The following is an 18318-nucleotide window of genomic DNA, read 5'->3' on the forward strand; positions in this document are numbered from 1 at the left end:
GCAGGCGACAGTGGGGGTGCCGCTGACGCTTACGGCGACGGTGGGCGCAAGCCAGCATGACGAGTCCTGGTACGGCGTCCCATTCAGCGGACCGTCGGCGACGGGCACGGTGACGTTCTACAGCAACGGCACGGCGATCGGCACGGCGAACGTGGTCAATGGCGTGGCGACGCTGACGACGGATGGTCTGGCGCTCGGCACGGACAGTCTCACGGCGAGCTACTCGGGCGATACGAACTTCACGGCCGCTACCTCGACCACACTCTCGCAACAGGTGGGGGCGCAGCCCCCGGCGACCTGGCTGTCGTTCAGTCCGTCGGCGCTCAACGAGTCCTACGGCTCGGCATCGACGGTCCAGATCACGGTTGATGGCCAGGGTAATCCGCCGACGGGCACGGTGAGTGTCTACGACGGCGCGCAATTGCTGAGTACCGCATCGGTCACGGCAGGCGTGGCGAACGTGAGCGTGGGCAACCTCGCAGCGGGCACGCATTACCTGAACGTGGTGTACTCGGGCGATGCCAGCAATGCCGGCAGCACCAATAATCTCGAAGTGACAGTCGCGCCGGCGGCCAGCACGCTGTCGAACCTGAGCGCGGCGACGGTGGCGCCGGATGGCGCGCTGTCGGTGCAGGTGGCGGGCGCGAACCCGACGGGGCTGGTGAACTTCTTCAATGGCACGACGCTGCTGGGTACGGCGCAGGTGGTCAACGGAGTGGCCACGCTTACCGGGGCAGCGCTGCCCACCGGCACCTGGACGTGTACCGCTGCGTACTCGGGAGATACGAGCAATACCCAGAGCGTAGTGCAGTTCTCACAGACGGTTGCCGTTTCGGCAGAGCCTGTGGTCGCGCCGTGGCTGACAGTCACGACGAGCGGTTCGTCGGCGCTGGGCGAGCCGGTGACGCTGCAGGCGAACGTGAGCGGCGGCAACGGCGGGGAAGTGACGTTCTTCAACGGCAGCACGGTCCTGGGCAGCGCCGTGATGACGAACGGCACGGCCAGCTTCACGACGAGCGCGCTGCCGGTGGGCGTGAACAACATCAGTGTGGTGTATTCGGGCGATGCATCGCATCCGAGCGGGGTGTCGGCGGTCGCGCAGGCGACCGTTACCGGCGCGGCGACGAACGTTACCGTGAACTGGCAGATGCCGGGGGGGGACCAGTCCGGGCTCCCGATCTTGGGCGAACCGGTCACCCTGTCGGCGGCGGTGACGGACCAGGTGCAGGGCCTGCCGGTGGCGAGCGGCCAGGTGACGTTCTACAACGGGACGACGGTGCTGGGCACGGCCACGCTCGTCAATGGCCTGGCACTGCTGACAGTGACGGACCTGCCCGTTGGGGCTACGAACATCGAGGCCGTCTACGCAGGCGATGCGACGCATGTGGGATCGAACACCGAGCAGCAGGTGTCGGTCGATGTACAGCCGACGACGACCATGCTGCAGGTGTCCGGCACGGGCAGCACACTGAACCTTCAGGCTTCGGTGAGTGCGCCGGCGGGCTCGCCCGCGATGCCGGGCGGGACGGTGACGTTCTATAACGGCAGCACGGCGCTGGGCACGGCCACGCTGGTCAATGGCGCGGCGAGCCTTGCGTATGGCGGCACGCTGTCGGCGGCGCCCCTGAGCGCGGTCTACAGCGGCGATACCAATAGCGCGACGAGCAGCAGTGCCATTACGGGCTTTTCGAGTCAACCCGCCACGCAATCGCCGACCTCGACGACGCTGACGGCGTCGGCCACGAGCGTGACGCAGGGCGACGCGGTGACGTTGACGGCGAACGTGGCGGGAGCGGCGCCCGGCGGACTGGTGACGTTCTTCAGCGGGATGACGCTGCTGGGCACGGCTACCGTGGTCGACGGCGTGGCGACGCTGGTGACGGACTGCCTGCCGGCGGGTGCGGATGCGTTGACGGCTGCGTATGCGGGCGACACGAACAACCTGGGCAGCGTGGTGAATACGGGGCCGACCGTGCAGGTCGCGGCGGCCTCCGGGGCGCCGCAGCCTCCGACGCTGGAGAGCGGAGGCGTTTACCTCTGGACGGAGACGCCTCCGGGTGGTCAGTCGATCGGCTATCCTGTTCAGCTCAATACGTATGTCTCCAGCGATTCCGTGACGGGCACCTTCAGCGTGTTCGACGGGCAGACGCTGGTAGGCAGCTTCATGAACCCGGACGAGGAGGGGCAATTCCTTTCGCCGCTGTCGCTGGGTATGCATGACCTGACGGTGGTGTACTCGGGGGATTCGGAAGCGCCGGCGGGAACGGGGACGACGCAGGTGACGGTCGGGCAGGCGACGGGGCGGGTGGTGTTGAGCACGTCATCCTCGCAGGCGACCGTGGGGACGCCGCTGACGCTCACGGCGACGGTCAGTTCGGGCCTCGGGTACAGCTACGCCGGTCCCCCGTACAGCGGGCCGGCGGCAACCGGCACGATGACGTTCTACAGCAACGGCACGGCGATCGGCACGGCGAACGTGGTCAATGGCGTGGCGACGCTGACGACGGGCGACTTGGCGCTGGGCACGGACAGTCTCACGGCGAGCTACTCGGGCGATACGAATTTCACGACGGGTACTTCGACCACACTCTCGCAGCGGATCGTGGCCTCGACCCAGGTGGTGCGAACGACGACCACGCTGAGCGCGTCCGAGCCCACCGTCAGTTACGGCACGGGCCTGACATTGACAGCGTCCGTGCAGGCCAATACCAATCAGGCCGAGGTGCCTGGCGGTACGGTTAGCTTCTACAACGGCGCCACCCTGCTGGGCACCGCGGCACTCGTGAATGGTCAGTCGAGCCTGACGGTCAGTCAGTTGCCGGTTGGCACGGATTCGGTGACCGCGGTCTACAGTGGCGATACGCAGAATGCGACGAGCGTATCGAGCCTGAGCCAGACGGTTACGCAATCGCCGACCTCGACGACGCTGACGGCATCGGCCACGAGCGTGACGCAGGGCGACGCGGTGACGTTGACGGCGAACGTGGCGGGAGCGGCGCCCGGCGGGCTGGTGACGTTCTTCAGCGGGATGACGCTGCTGGGCACGGCTACCGTGGTCGACGGCGTGGCGACGCTGGTGACGGACTGCCTGCCGGCGGGTGCGGACGTGCTGGCAGCGGCGTACGCGGGCGACACGAACAACCTGAGCAGCGTGGTGAGCACGGGGCCGACCGTGCAGGTCGCGGCGGCTTCCGGGGCGCCGCAGCCGCCGATGGTGGCGAGCGGGGGCGTTTACCTCTGGACGGGCGCCGCGTCGGTCGGCTATCCAGTTCAGCTCGAGACGTATGGATACGGCGATTCCGAGACGGGCACCTTCAGCGTGTTCGACGGACAGACGCTGGTGGCCAGCTTCACGAACCCGAACGAGGATTATCAATATCTTTCGCCGCTGTCGCTGGGCACGCATGACCTGACGGTGGTGTACTCGGGGGATTCGGAAGCGCCGGCGGGAACGGGAACGACGCAGGTGACGGTCGGGCAGGCGACGGGGCGGGTGGTGTTGAGTACGTCGTCCTCGCAGGCGACGGTGGGGATGCCGCTGACGCTCACGGCGACGGTCAGTTCGGGCCTCGGGTACAGCTACGCCGGCCCCCCGTACAGCGGGCCGGTGGCAACCGGCACGATGACGTTCTACAGCAATGGCACGGCGATCGGCACGGCGAACGTGGTCAATGGCGTGGCGACGCTGACGACGGATGGTCTGGCGCTCGGCAGGGACAGTCTCACGGCGAGCTACTCGGGCGATGCGAATTTCACAGCCGCTACCTCGACCACACTCTCGCAACAGGTGGTATCGCAGCCGCCGCCAACCGGGCTGTCGTTTAGTCCGTCGGCGCTCAACGAGTCCTACGGCTCGGCATCGACGGTCCAGATCACGGTTGACGGCCAGGGTAATCCGCCGACGGGCACGGTGAGTGTCTACGACGGCACGCAATTGCTGGGTACCGCATCGGTCACGGCAGGCGTGGCGAACGTGAGCGTGGGCGGCCTCGCAGTGGGCACGTATAGCCTGAACGTAGTGTATTCGGGAGATGACGGTAACGCTGGTAGCACGGGCAACGTCAGTGTGACGGTCGCGCCGGCGGCCAGCACGCTGTCGAACCTGAGCGCGGCGACGGTGGCGCCGGATGGCGCGTTGTCGGTGCAGGTGGCGGGCGCGAACCCGACGGGGCTGGTGAACTTCTTCAACGGCACGACGCTGCTGGGTACGGCGCAGGTGGTCAACGGAGTGGCCACGCTTACCGGGGCCGCACTGCCTACGGGCACCTGGACGTTCACGGCTGCGTACTCGGGGGATGCAACCAATACCCAGAGCACGCTGTCGTTTTCCCAGAGCGTGGGAGCGACCCCGCAGGTCGTCGTGCAGACGACACCCGATGCTTCGCTGGATCGCACGACCACCGACATCTACAACCCGAACGGGCAGCTTTTTGCAACCATCGACGCGGATGGTTATCTCACGCAGTACTGCTACGACAGCGCAGGCCGCGAAATCCAGACGATCCAGTACGCGACCGCCGTGCCGGATTTCGGCGATGCGGCTTCGTTCGCGGCCGACGTGAATGCGGCGCGCGCGAGCGGCAACCTGGGTGCACTGCTGCCGCCCGCGAGTACGAACGACATCCACACGTACAGCATTTACAACGCACGTGCTCAGACAGTCGGTCAGATCGATGGCGACGGTTACCTGACGGAGACGGTCTATGACGCGAACGGCAACGTTGCGCAGACCATCCGTTACGCGACCCCGGTGCAGATCGTGCCGGGCGAGACACTGACGCTGGCAGCGGTCCGCCCGTCGTCGTCGCCGGCCGATCAGGTTGTGACCCAGACGTGGAATAGTGCGAACGAGCTGCAGTCGAGTACCGCTGCCGACGGCACGGTAACGAGCTACACGTACGACAGCATGGGCAACGTGATCGAGGCGACGACCGCGCTCGGCACGTCCGATCAGCGTACGGTCATGACCCGCTACGACGTGCAAGGTCGCGTGATCGCGGAATTGTCCGGCGACGGCGCGGCATTGATCACGGGCAACCAGACCCAGGCGCAGATCGACGCGATCTGGAATCAGTACGCGGTGACCTATACGTACGATGCGGCTGGCCGCCGCCTGAGTGCGACCGATGCAAATGGCAATCGCACGACGTATTTCTACGACGATGCCGGCCGCCTGCGTTTCACGGTCAATGCGGCCGGGGACGCGACCGAGGACACCTACGACGCGCTGGGTCATCTCGTATCGAAGACCCAATATGCGACCGCACTGAGCGGCACTGCACTGTCCGGGTTGCAGGGCGGCCTGTTGAGCGCGGCGTCGAATCAGGGCGCGGTGACGGCGCTGCAAAACGCGCGCGCCGCGGACGCGCAAGACAACAGCGTCACGCAATACGCGTATGACGACGATGGTGAACTGATTCAGACGACCGACCCGACGGGCGGCGTCACGACAACGGGCTACGACGCTTTCGGCGATGCGGTACAGACGACGGAAACCATTTCCGCCGGTCGCTCGGTAACTTCCACGGCGAGCTACGATCGTCGCGGTCTCCAAACGGGCACGGTTGCTGATACGGGCGGCGTTGCGGCGGCCACGAGCGTGCAATATGACGCGTTCGGGCGGGTAATCGCGTCGACCGATGCGAACGGAAACGTGACGCATACCAGCTACGACGCGCTGGGTCGCGTGATCGCGACGACCGATGCGGCCGGCTCGACGCGCTCGAGCACTTATGACGCATTCGGCCGGGTGCTGACACAGACGGATGCACTCGGCAATACCACGACATACACCTACGATACAGCCGCGCGCACCGTCACGACGACGACGCCGGACGGCGTCGCGGTCACGGTCACGCACAATCGTGAAGGCCAGACCTTGAGCGTCACCGACGGCAACGGCAATACGACCGCCTATACGTACGATGCCGACGGAAATCTGCTGTCGACGGCGACCCCGCTGACGACCACGACGAACCAGTACGACGCGGGCGACCGGTTGATCAGCAGCACCGATGCGAACGGTGTCGCCACTACCTATACGTATGACGCGGCGAATCGTTTGCTGTCGCGTACGCTCGATCCGAACGGACTCGCGTTGACCACGCAATATGCGTACGACGCAAAAGGCGAGCAGATCAGTGTGACGGATCCGAACGGCAACGTCACGCAGAATACCTACGATCTGAAGGGTGAACTGCTGACGCAAACTGTCGACCCGGGCGGTCTTGCGTTGACCACCAGCTACAGCTACGACCAGACGGGCAATGTCGTCACGATGACGAACCCCGGTGGCACCGTCACGCAGTACACCTACGACGACCTTGGCCGCAGGGTGATGACGCAGGTCGATCCGTCCGGGCTCGACTTGACGACCCGGTACGCGTACGACGCGAACGGCAACATGGTCAGCAGCACGGACGGTGACGGCAACGTGACGCGCTACACCTACGATGCGGATAATCGCGTTGTCTATACGGTGAACGGTGCGGGAGATGTCAGTCTCACCCAATATGACGCTGATGGGCGTATCGCGCAGACGACGGCTTATGCGTCACCGATAGATGCCGGTCAGTTGGGTGCCGCGCCGAGTTCAGCCGATATTGCGTCGCTGGTGCAGTCCCAGCCGGGGCGTGATGTCGTTCAGCGCAATGTCTATGACGGGGACGGCAATCTGACCTATACGGTCGACGGTGCCGGCGATGTCGCACACTATGTCTATGACAGCGACGGCAACGTAATCGAGCGGATTCAATATGCGAACCGCGTTGCCGGCTACACGAGCGGTGTCCCGCAGGTCGCGGCGGACCCCGCCCACGATGTGGATGTGAGGACGGTCTACGACGCGCTGAACCGGGCGATCTTCACGATCGACGGGACAGGCGCCGTCACGCAGCAGACCTACGACGGCAACGGCAATGTGCTCGAGAAAACTGCGTATGCCGCGCCGGTGCCTGTGGGAACGCCCGCGACTGCGTCCGCGTTGAGCGCCGCCGTCGCGAATATCGCCGATCCCGCACACGACGAAAGCGTACGAGATGTCTACGATGCGGCGAATCGCGTAACCTGGAGCGTCAACAGTGTCGGTGCCGTAACTCACTACACCTACGACAGCGACGGCAATGTGACGAGCAAGATTGCGTATGCGACCGCGCTGGCTGCAGGCGCCGATCCGTCCACAGTCGCTGCCAGTGATCAAGACGAGGAAACCGACTGGGTATACGACGCCGCCGGGCGCGTCATCTACCAACTCCAGGTTACCGATCATGCTGACGACGTAATCGCCGGCGTATCGGACATGCGAGCCGTGACGTCGTATCAATACGATGCGAATGGCAACCGCATCCGAACGGTCGAGTTGGCATGGCCGCTGCAGAGCTACGTGCCGCTGGACGCGCAGAGCATCTACGACAACATGACGGTTGCGCCCCAGCTCGACCGTGTCCAGACCGACGCCTATGACGCTGCGGGACGTCTCGTCTACAGCCAGGATGCGTCCGGCGCGATCACCCAGTATGCATACGACGGCGCGAGCCAACTGACGTCGACGACCCAGTACGCTCAAGCCGCCGCCGTCGACGAATCGTTCAACGGTGAGTCGGACGGGGTGCACGGGTTCCAGACCACGACACCGAACGCTGCTGCCTTTGCGCAGATGGTGAAAGCGACGCCCGGTCAGGATCGCACAACGCAATTTGCGTATGACGGAGCCGGACGTCAGGTCTACCAGATCGACGCGCTCGGTTATGTCACGCAGACGCGCTATGACGGCGTCGGGCGTGCCGTGGGCTCCACGCTCTATGCAAATGCCGTCGCGGTCAATGCACAAGGCAATCCCGCCGCTGTCGCAGCTGCGATCGTTCCAGCGCCGGCCGACGACGAAACCACGTCGTCCGTATTCGATGCTGCCGGCAATCTGGTCACGTCGACCGATGCGCTCGGACATACCCAGCAATACGTCTACAACGGCGTTGGCGACAAGCTGACCTATATCAATCAGAACGGAGCCGCGTGGACCTACGACTACGACGCGGCCGGGCGAGTCATCAGCGAAACTTCGCCGGCGGTCGACGTTACCACGGTTGCGCAGGATGGCAACGGCAACCTCGTACAGAGCGGCACATCGAGCACGAATGTCGTGACGGTGATGAGCTACGACGCGCTCGGCAACCTCACATCCAGGACCGAAGCCGCCGGCACGTCCGGCGCGCGTACGACGCAATACGTGTATGACGCGCTCGGTCGGCAGGTCGAGACCCTCTATCCGCCCGTCGGTGTTTACGACGCAAGCGCCGATGCGCTCAACGTCAATGGCGAAGGCGCGGCGGCAACCCGCACCGATACGACCCAGACGCTGTACAGCCAGGTGTTTTACGACACGCTTGGCAATGCGGTGGCCGATCGCGATGTGTCGGGGAACTACACCTACAAGGTGTACGACCGTACCGGGCAGCTTCGCTATGACATCGACGCGCTGGGTCACGTCACCGCGTATCAGCGGGATGTGTTCGGCGATCAGATCGGACTGACACGATACGCGAACAGTGTTTCCACGGCGAACTGGGGCAGTACACCACCGACCGATGCCGACATGGCCGGGCTGGCCGACAGCCTCGCGAGTGCCGATGACCGGACCATCACGACCGAATACGACCAGCTCGGTCGCGCGGTGCAGGTGACGCAGCCGGAGGCGTGGGTCGACAACGGCGCCGGGCAGAGCGGCATGGCGAGCGAGGTGACGAAGACCGCCTACAACGCGTTCGGCAATGTGGTGCAAACGTCGGCCCTTGCCGACGCATCGAGCAATACCTGGGCGACGACGACTTACTACTACGATTTGCGCGGGCAACAGGTCGCCAGTGTCGACGCACTCGGCTACGTCACGACCCAGCAGTTCGATGCGGCCGGCAATGTTGTCGCGCAGACCCAATATGCGAACGCGTCGAGCGGCTGGTCGGCGTCGGGATACGCGACACCGGCGAACAGCGGGCAGGATCGGGAAACCACCTACGGTTACGATCAGGCCAATCGCAAGGTCAGCCAGACGCTGGTCGGCGCAACGTACAGCACCGCGCCGGACGGCAGCAGCGTCGTTGGCAATCTGACGACCACCTACGGCTACGACGCGGTCGGCAATCTCACGCGCACGACCGATGCACTCGGCAACAGCACCTATTCCTACTATGACGCATTGGGCCGGGTGATCGCTACTGCGCAGCCGACTGTATCGGATACGGCGAATGGACAGGCGCTGACTCCGTTGACGACGTATGCGCTCGACGCGTACGGCAACATTGTCGCCAAGACGCAATATGTGAACGGCGCGGCATGGGCCAATCAGTCGGGTTACGGGATTGCCGGCGCGAGTTCCGCCGATCGCGTCACGTTGACCGAGTACGACAGTCATGGCAACGCGATCGAAACGACCGATGCCGATGGCAACAGTCACTTCATGTCGTACAACGCGGCTGGCCAGTTGGCAAAGGACTGGCAGTCCGTGCAAGGGCTCGACGGTGTCGTGCACACGATCTATACCGTCTACCAGTACGATGCGCTTGGGCAGCAAACGGCGATCATTACGCCGAATTCGGACAGCATCGTATCCGGCGGCGGTATCACGACCGAGAGTCAGGCGCAGGCGGGTTCGCTGACCACTTCAATGGTCTACGACGCATTCGGCGACATGGTCCAGCGCGGTAGCTATGCAACGGGCGGATCGCCGCAATACCAGGAGTATTTCGACTACGACAACGCGGGGCGACTGTGGCGGACCAACAGCGGCGACGGCACAGTACACGTCGCGCTGTACGACCTGCAAGGCTTCAAGACTGCCGACATCACCAGTGCCGGCAGCGAGGGTGGTTCGGGAGCCGGTGTCGATCTGAGTCAGTCTGCATCCGCTCAGGCGGTTGATCAGACGGGATCGAACGGACTGCGCCGTACCGACATGCAGGTCGACCTGCTTGGCCGAACGGTCGCGGAGATCCTCCCGATGAGGCAGGACAGCACCGATGCGGCTGCTTACCGGCCCGTCGTGTACCAGACTTACGATCGCTGGAACAACGTCCTGAGCCAGAGCGATCCGCGCGACAGCGCATGGGTCACGTACTACAGCTACAACTGGAACAATCAGGTTGTCCAGCGCGTCCAGCCCGACGAGAACGGTCAGGAAAGCGCCGACAGCCCCGTCACGCAGATTTACTACGACGCATTGGGCCGACAGGTGGCGATTCGCGACGCGGATGGCAATGTCAACGGCCAGGTATGGGACGCGGAAGGCAATCTGCAAAGCGAATTGCATGCGGATGGCGGCGTCGTGACACACGAATACGACGCATTCGGCGAACAGGTCAAGCTGATCGACGCGGACGGCAACGTAACCGACTATGGTTACGACAACATGGGCCGCAACCTCAGCATCACGAACGAGGGGGTCGGCGTCTACGTCAGCAATGGACAGGGCGTTTCCGGCGGGGTCCAGAACCTGACCACCTATTCGACCTACGACGCGGCTGGCCGGAAGCTCACGCAGACCGACGGAACCGGTGCGGTTACGCGCTACACGTACGATCTGCTCGGCAACGCGATCGCGACGACGGATGCCGACGGTTACACCAGTTATGCGGCGTACAACGCGCAAGGCAAGCAGATCGGATCGCAGGACGCGAATGGTGCGGTCTCGACGTGGAGCTATGACTATTTCGGCGAGCTGACCGGCCACACCGACATCGGCGGGGCGAGCTATACGTTTGCCTATGACAACGCGCGCCAACTCATGTCGCAGACCAATACGCGCGGCCAGAATCTGTCATACAGCTATGACGCCGCGGGACAGCTCGTTCAGATCAACGATGCCGCGCTGAATCAGCAAACCTACTACAGCTACAACGCGGCGGGCCAGCACGTGCTGGAGCAGACCGTACAAGCCGGTGTGACGTACCAGAACCAGACGCTCGGCTACGACACGCTGGGGCGTCTGAGCATCGTCAATGCGATGGATGGCGTGACAACCCAGACCGACTACGACAAGGTCGGCAACAAGATGCACGAGCATGTCACGTACAACACGCTGCAGGCGCATACGGTCATCGACTATACGAACGTGCAGAGCGTCGACGAGTCGGGCAATCCGATCTACCAGCAGGTGCAGACCGGAACGCAGCAGGTGCAGACCGGTACACAGCAGGTTCAGACCGGCACGCAAACGGTTCAGACCGGCACGCAGCAGGTGCAGACCGGGACGCAACAGGTCCAGACCGGCACCGATGAATCCGGCGCGCCGATTTATACGACGGTGCCGGTGTACACGACAGTGCCTGTGTACGGCACGGTGCCGGTCTATACGACGGTGCCGGTCTATACGACGGAGCCCGTCTATACGGAGGAGCCGGTCTATCACCAGGTCGCGATCGGCAGTCACGTCGAGTACAACACGATCGGTCATGCTCAGGATCTGTTCTTTGCGTACGACAGCATGAACCGGCAGATTCTCGTCGACGGAGCGGTCGACAACAACGCGAACAATCTCGCGAACGTCACGCCGGGGCAGGGTCATATCCTGGCGTACGACCACAACGGTAACCGGATCGAGGATCGATCGTGGGGGACGCAGGTTACGCCGGAGTACGTGCAGAACTATGACGAGTCGGGTACGGCGCTCGGTGCGCCGCAACTTGTCGGCTATCAGTCGCAAACGGGCATCCAAACGACCTGGTATTCGTACGACAAGATGAACCGGCTGTCGACGGTGGCAACGGGCGCCTACGGGCAGGTCCAGACGGGGGTGCAGCAGACGGGTGTCGACGAGTCGGGGCAGCCGATCTACTCGCCGGTTTATACGACGCAAGCGCTGGGGCAGGCTCAGGCGATCGTGCTCGATACGCGCTTGTATGACGGAGCAAGCCGGGTGGTGCAGTCGGGTCCCGCAGGGAGCCTGCCTGCCGGGTACGTGAAAGCGCTGACGGACGGCAACCTGAATCTGTCCGGCGCGACGACGACCGTGAGCCAGTACGACGCAGACGGCCGTGTGCTGTCGCAAGCGGTGACGAACGAGGCGGATCCGAGTTCCAGCACGACGACGAAGTACACCGAGTACGACGCGGCGGGGAACCTCGAGGCGTACCAGACCACACAAGGCGTGAATGGGGACACGATCGTTACGAACACGACGATCACGCTCGGTCGCTACGACGGTTATGTCGAGACGCTGCAGAGTTCGGTCAGCACGAACGAAAGCTCGGGCAACCAGACGAGCGGGACGACGACGGAAAGCTACGACGCGAACGGTCGATTGATTTCGGTGGTCGATTCGGCGACGAGCAGCAACAGTCGCACGCTGGTGAACGACGCGCAGGGGCACGTGCTGGACAAGAACCAGCAGGGGGAACTGCACGAACTGGTGGTGAACGGCCAGGTGGTCGGGATTTACGGTCAGACGATCGACAGTGCGAACCCGACGCAGGCCGATGGCTCGCCGAACTACGATGCGGTGGGGAATTTCGATCTGGCATACACGCCGGTGACGAACAGCTATCCGGCAGCAACGACCGGGCAGTATCCGGTGCAGGCGGGCGACACGCTGCAAAGCATTGCGCTGGCGGCGTACGGGGACAGCAGTCTGTGGTACCTGATCGCCGATGCGAACGGGTTGAAGGGGAACGAAGACCTGAAGGTCGGGCAAGTGCTGAATATCCCGACGCGGGTCGGGGACGTGCACAACAACGCGCAGACATATGCGCCGTATGACGCGAACCGGATTGTCGGGTCGACTTCGCCGGAGCTGCCGGTGCCGGCGGGGAATGCGGACAGTGGGGGCGGGTGCGGGCCGATCGGCGAGATCATCATGGCGGTGGTCGCGGTGGTGGCGACGATTTATACGGCCGGCGCGGCATCAGTCGCATTGGGTCTCGCGAACGGTGCGGTGGCGGCGGGCGAGAGCACGTTTGCGATTGGTCTGGATACGCTGAGTGGTTCGCTTGGTTTGAGTGGCGCGGCGGCGCTGGAGGGGGCTGGAGCTGCCGCGTTTGGCGGTGCAGTTGGATCGGTGGCCAGTCAGGCAGTAGGCGATGCGATTGGAGCGAGTTCCGGTTTCAGTTGGGACGGTGTGGCGCTCGGAGCGCTCGGAGCAGGCGTCACTGCGGGTGTGGGCGAAGAAGCATCGGTACTGGGAGTCGGAGGTTCCAATGCGACCGCGGTCGCTGAGCGGGCTGCCTTGAGCAGCGCAGTTACTCAGGGAATCGGAGTGGCAACCGGGTTGCAGCACTCGTTCAACTGGCAAGGCGTCGCAGCAGCGGCAATAAGTGCCGGAGTTGGGGACAAGGTCGGGCAAGAATTCGCCATTAGCGATTTCGCAAAGTCGCTTGCACCGGCGACAGCAAACGCGGTGGGAGCGGGATTGTCCACCGTAGCGGGCGGGGTGGCGGCGTCTGTCATGAGCGGTGGGCGCATCGATGTAGCGCAGATCGCAGGGGATGCGTTTGGCAATGCGCTGGGCGAGAGCCTGGCAGGCGAGAATCTGGCGGCCAAAGGCAACAGCGGCGGCAATCCGTTCGCGGCGAAGACCGAAAACCAGATCAATGTGGGCAACCCGGGGGACGCGGTGCTATATGGCCCAATGGGCGATACAGCAGCGTGGAATGGCGGACCGTCACTGACCGGGGATGCCTACACGAACACCGTGTTCAATCAAATGACAGGGGCATTCGCCGAAGCGCAGAACACGTACAGCAACGCCCCAGGCACGCTGTTAGCGGGCAATGATTTGACCGAACCAGGGCAGCCAACGGCAATGTCCGATGCGGGCGGGGACAACGGCGGCTATGACTATGTGCGTAGTTATCTAGATGAAAGCGGGATGCATACGACTGCGAGCCGTACTCCGTTTGCAACTGCGTATGGGGTTGGTTTCGACGGGGCGATGTCGGGTGCGGCAGATGCTTACAGCGACGGTTTGATCGACCAGAATGCCATCGACCTAAATGCGTCGGCATTCAGGTCAGGAGCCGATGGACTGCAGACGGGTGCGGCGAACATTGGTAACGGCTATGCGCTCTACCCGGTAGGCTCGGATGGCATCGCCCACCTGCCGACGATTGCGGTGGCGCCAAGTACTGGCTTGGTCGACGGAATGGGACAGCCCTTGAATGGGCCATCAAACTACGACGCCTTCGCGCGGATCGGACAGATCTGGAACTCAGGCGCATCACTGGGTACGAAGCTGGGACAGACCTGGGAATGGGCGAATTACACGGTGCCCGATGCACAACAACAAATCGCCCGAAGGTTCCCTGCACCGAGCGTGGGGGAAGTGACGCTGAACAACATGTTGTCCAGTCCGGTAGCGGGCGTTCTTGCCGGGGCGACGTACTGGATGGGCGGTACAAACGCGGCGGCGTATACTGTTTCACAGCTTGGCGTGGCGACCGACGGTGCGCTTGCTGGCTTAGCTGGATACCAGATGCCGGGCGCGCCGCTGGCCAATCGGTTTGCTTCGGCGAGTAGAATGGCGCAGGGTGAACTCAGCGACGTGGATATCGCCACAGAGAGTGTAGGTGCTGGGACGGCAGCAGAAGGCGTGCCGACCGTTGGTCAGCAAGTTTATGGGCCATATTATGAGCAGGCGAAACAACTGCATGCTCAAAATCCATCGTTCTTTCCTGATCCTGATGCGCCAGGGACAGCAATTGTTTCCGGTAGTGACCTAACAGCGGCACGTGCCGAATATCAATCGGCCGCAAAGGCTGGAGATCTACCTCAGGGCCATCACGTCCAAGGTCTTGCATTTGGGGGTGAAAATGCGGCAACGAATATCACATTCACCGGCGAATCCACAATTCACGCATCTCAGCTGGATGGACTTGATTTGTCTTTTTATTCCGCTCTTGGTTATGGAAAACAAAATGCATCGATTCTTAAGATATACCAAGAAACACCAGGCGGGGTTTTCCAATTCGGACTAAATCCTGCACATACAGAAGCCACGACATTCCAGAATCAAGTACTGTTGTGGCAGCGCCAACAAGGACTTCGTTAAAAGGGTAGCTAATGGCAGATTTCGATATTCTTCGTCCAGGAATGTGGTTTGGGCCAAAGTCATCACACGAGGATGATTCATTTGAGCATGCATCAGATGAGACTGAGTTGTTGTTGAAAATTTGTACACGCATGAAGCTTGGGGATTTTTCTATTCGCTCCAATCTTCAGGATTTGATCATATCCAGTAAGAACTCGGCTGTCCGGCAGCAGGCAATCCGACTGTTCTGCTATACAAGCAGACACAGAGATATTGAGTTCGTAGGAAATTTGTTGGATGATTTAAATCATGACGATGTGCTTACCGCAGTTGTGACAGCACCTGATACACTATCGCCGGAGATCATCCCGTTTTTGTTTGCGCTGTTAGGTGAGTATGGGGGAACATCGATCGTGCCGGACATTCTCACGGCAATAAATAGATTGTTCCCTTGGGGTTATGATGGTGGGGATGTCGATCTGGTTTGGTTGGCCAACCATTTTTCGGGATTTGCGAAAGAATTGGTGCCAGGTGCTTACTACTATGCAGGGGTACTTGCGCATCCTGGAAATTTATGCAAATCACTTATTGAAACTGCAATGCATGCCAAACAAGGGGATTCCAAATTTCCACTAGCAAATATTCCGATCTTGTTGTCAACATGGAGCGGTGAGCGGTGTCCTGTTTACTATGGTGATTTGATCGACGATGTAAAGATGCAAAGCGTATTTGATTATGTATCTTGTATTGCAAAAATGCCATGGGAAAATGGGGTGAAATATTTTTACGGTCATGAGGTTGGGTAGGCATAGCGATTGACTATTCAGTTTAACGGTCGCCTCATAAGTGTTGCTGGTAAACGTGTTTGAAGTTTGTTAGCTTCGGCAAATCGCATACGCCGGAGCCTGACATGGAGTGCATCGTGGTGCTGACTGAAGCCGAGGAGCAGACCTTGCAGCAGTTGTCGATCAACCATCCCTACCAGGACATGCGCATGCGGGCAGCCGCTCTGTTGATGCTTGCAAGCGGGCAACTGCGTGCGGTATCGGCAATTGCACGATGGTCGTCGCCCGTGTCGGCCAGCGCAGCCGCCGACAATTACCGATTGCGATGCTGGCCGTTGCGCAGTCGGTGGCGTCGTTTGCTTCGCGCTCAACGGATGCGGTCAGCATCTTCAAAGGGCCAAATCAATTTTCAAATTTGAAAATTTTTAAGCCCGTGCAGGATAGGCCAGCGGGGCAAATTTACCGGGTCAGAGGGCCAAATTTACCGGGTCGCTTGGCTGAGCGACTGAGCGACAGTGATGACGTGAGGCACGGAATCTGTTCGCGTGCGTATCGGGGTCTCGGGGCGAAGCTCCTGAGCAGGTGGGTAGTCCGGCGTAACGAGCGAGAGCGAGTGGAGCGGGGCGGTGTGCGGCCGGGCGCGAGCGCGCGGTTGCACAACCCTCACCCTGCCCGATGAGTTTCTGCACGCGGTTACTGACACGGAACACATCGAAACGGAACTGGCGTTGTTCGTGACCGACATCGAGTCGATTGCGTGACATATTGTGAGCAATCCGGCACCGATCGTTGTGCGAAATCTGCTCACACGCGCATAGCGTCGCACGCGGTCATGCACCCGACGCGCGCCGGTCTGTTCTCGCTGCCTGCACGAAAACGCATGCGATGTCGTTCGTATCCGTAGTGGTTTCGTGTTGCACGGTCGTCGTGGTCGTCGTGGTCGCCGCGAAGCGTGGACGGGTGTAGTGATGATGATGTCACGAAAACTGTTCGCGTGCGTATCACGCCGTACACGGTTCCCGCACGAAGATGAACGAGAAGCCGAACGCATGCTGTTCGCACGCGTAGCGGTTTCGTGCTGCTGCCGTGCGCGGTCTGCGTCACGTGTGCGCACGCTCGCGTGACGCACGCTGTACGACGGCGATGCGCAAAAGCACGGTTTCCGTCCAGAAAAATTTCCCGTCGAAGGCTGTGCAAGATATGGGTTGGGGCCACAATCGTGGACGCAGCCACGACCGAGCCCCAACCCTCTTTGGTCAGGCTGCGCCCGACACCCGAACGAAAACGCGACGCTTCGCGCGCGGCTGGCTGATCATGTCCGCGCACAGTTTGTCGATGATCGAGCAACGAAACGGAAACAGATCGGCGTGCATCGCGCGTCGATGTGCGATGCACTAGCGCACGAAGCCGCGACGAAGGCGGAACGAGTCTCACACGGAACCGTGTCGCTGACGACGCGCTGCGTGGTTGGTAATACCCCCGCTTTTAACGCGAGTCAGAAGTAGAGGCTAAGCGGCCATGGCCAGCCGCTGTTTTGGCGTTACGCCACCAAGGCCCATGTTGGGGCGCTCATGATTGTATTGCCACATCCATTCCGTGGCGAACTGCTGGATGTGCTCAAGGTCGTCCCAGTAGTACTGGGACAGCCATTCATAGCGTACCGTGCGGTTGAAGCGCTCCACGTAGGCGTTCTGCTGCGGCTTGCCCGGCTGGATGTAGTTCAACGCGATACCGTGCTGGCCGGCCCATTGCGTGATCGCCTCACTCAGGTACTCCGGTCCGTTGTCGCACCGTATCGCCGCCGGCCTTCCCCGCCATCCCATGATCTGCTCCAGGGCTCTTATGACACGGGCAGAAGGTAGCGAGAAGTCGATCTCGATGCCCAGGGCTTCCCGGTTGAAGTCGTCTATGACGTTGAGCAGCCGAATACTTCGGCCGTCCTTCAACTGGTCGTGCATGAAATCCATCGACCACACAGCGTTCACCGACATCGGTACGACCAGTGGCTCCGGCGCCTGCCGCACAAGCCGCTTACGCGGTTTGATGCGGAGATTCAGCTCGAGCTCGCGATAGATGCGGTAGATCCTCTTATGATTCCACCCGAAGCCCTTCACTTTGCGCAGGTACAGGAAACACAGCCCTGACCTGAGACGTTTCTTGTAGCCATTCGGCAAGTGAGTTCTCTTTTATCCTAGAGGCAAGGAGAACTCGATGAAGGACAGGCAATGCCTTCGAACAGAGCTGGGATGCTCGGGCGTGTGACCGGACGAGCAAGGCGCAGGCGCTGACACTCGGAGAGTCGCAACGCCACAAGTTGGCGTCGCCGGGTGACCAGAGCCACCAAATCCGGCTGTGCGGGGTCGCTCAGCGGACGCACGAAGCGCTCGGGTAATACCCCCGCTTTTAACGCGAGTCAGAAGTAGAGGCTAAGCGGCCATGGCCAGCCGCTGTTTTGGCGTTACGCCACCAAGGCCCATGTTGGGGCGCTCATGATTGTATTGCCACATCCATTCCGTGGCGAAC

At 61.9% G+C, this 18318-nt stretch carries 3 protein-coding genes and 2 pseudogenes; 3 read left to right on the forward strand and 2 right to left on the reverse strand.

What is annotated here, in order from left to right; translation table 11 throughout:
* The first annotated feature begins 16 nt into the window (after positions 1-16).
* From GQ56_RS45220 to GQ56_RS45980, 3 genes are all read left to right on the forward strand, one after another.
* Complete coding sequence (locus GQ56_RS45220) at positions 17-15031, forward strand: Ig-like domain repeat protein (protein WP_043301749.1); 15015 nt, start codon at positions 17-19, stop codon at positions 15029-15031.
* A gap of 11 nt (positions 15032-15042) precedes the next feature.
* The gene (gene imm47 / locus GQ56_RS45225) at positions 15043-15816 is read left to right on the forward strand and encodes an Imm47 family immunity protein (protein WP_152601988.1); all 774 of its coding nucleotides are present in this window, start codon (positions 15043-15045) and stop codon (positions 15814-15816) included.
* Between the two features lie 104 nt (positions 15817-15920).
* Positions 15921-16214, forward strand: coding sequence for a hypothetical protein (locus GQ56_RS45980; protein WP_081895033.1), 294 nt, complete (start codon positions 15921-15923; stop codon positions 16212-16214).
* 1089 nt (positions 16215-17303) lie between these two features.
* Here the strand turns inward: GQ56_RS45980 and GQ56_RS0137375 are convergent.
* Positions 17304-17936, reverse strand: a pseudogene (locus GQ56_RS0137375) (IS3 family transposase); the annotation flags it as partial.
* A gap of 80 nt (positions 17937-18016) precedes the next feature.
* Positions 18017-18181 (reverse strand): annotated as a pseudogene (locus GQ56_RS45230) (IS110-like element ISCARN26 family transposase); the annotation flags it as partial.
* Positions 18182-18318: the final 137 nt, after the last annotated feature.

It is taken from the genome of Burkholderia paludis (assembly GCF_000732615.1).
GTDB classification, from domain to species: Bacteria; Pseudomonadota; Gammaproteobacteria; order Burkholderiales; family Burkholderiaceae; genus Burkholderia; species Burkholderia paludis.

What these genes read in the sequence shown, in the direction of transcription:
- GQ56_RS45980 (WP_081895033.1), top strand. Translation starts at nt 15,921, where the DNA reads ATGGAGTGCATCGTGGTGCTGACTGAAGCCGAGGAGCAGACCTTGCAG.
- imm47 (WP_152601988.1), top strand. Translation starts at nt 15,043, where the DNA reads ATGGCAGATTTCGATATTCTTCGTCCAGGAATGTGGTTTGGGCCAAAG.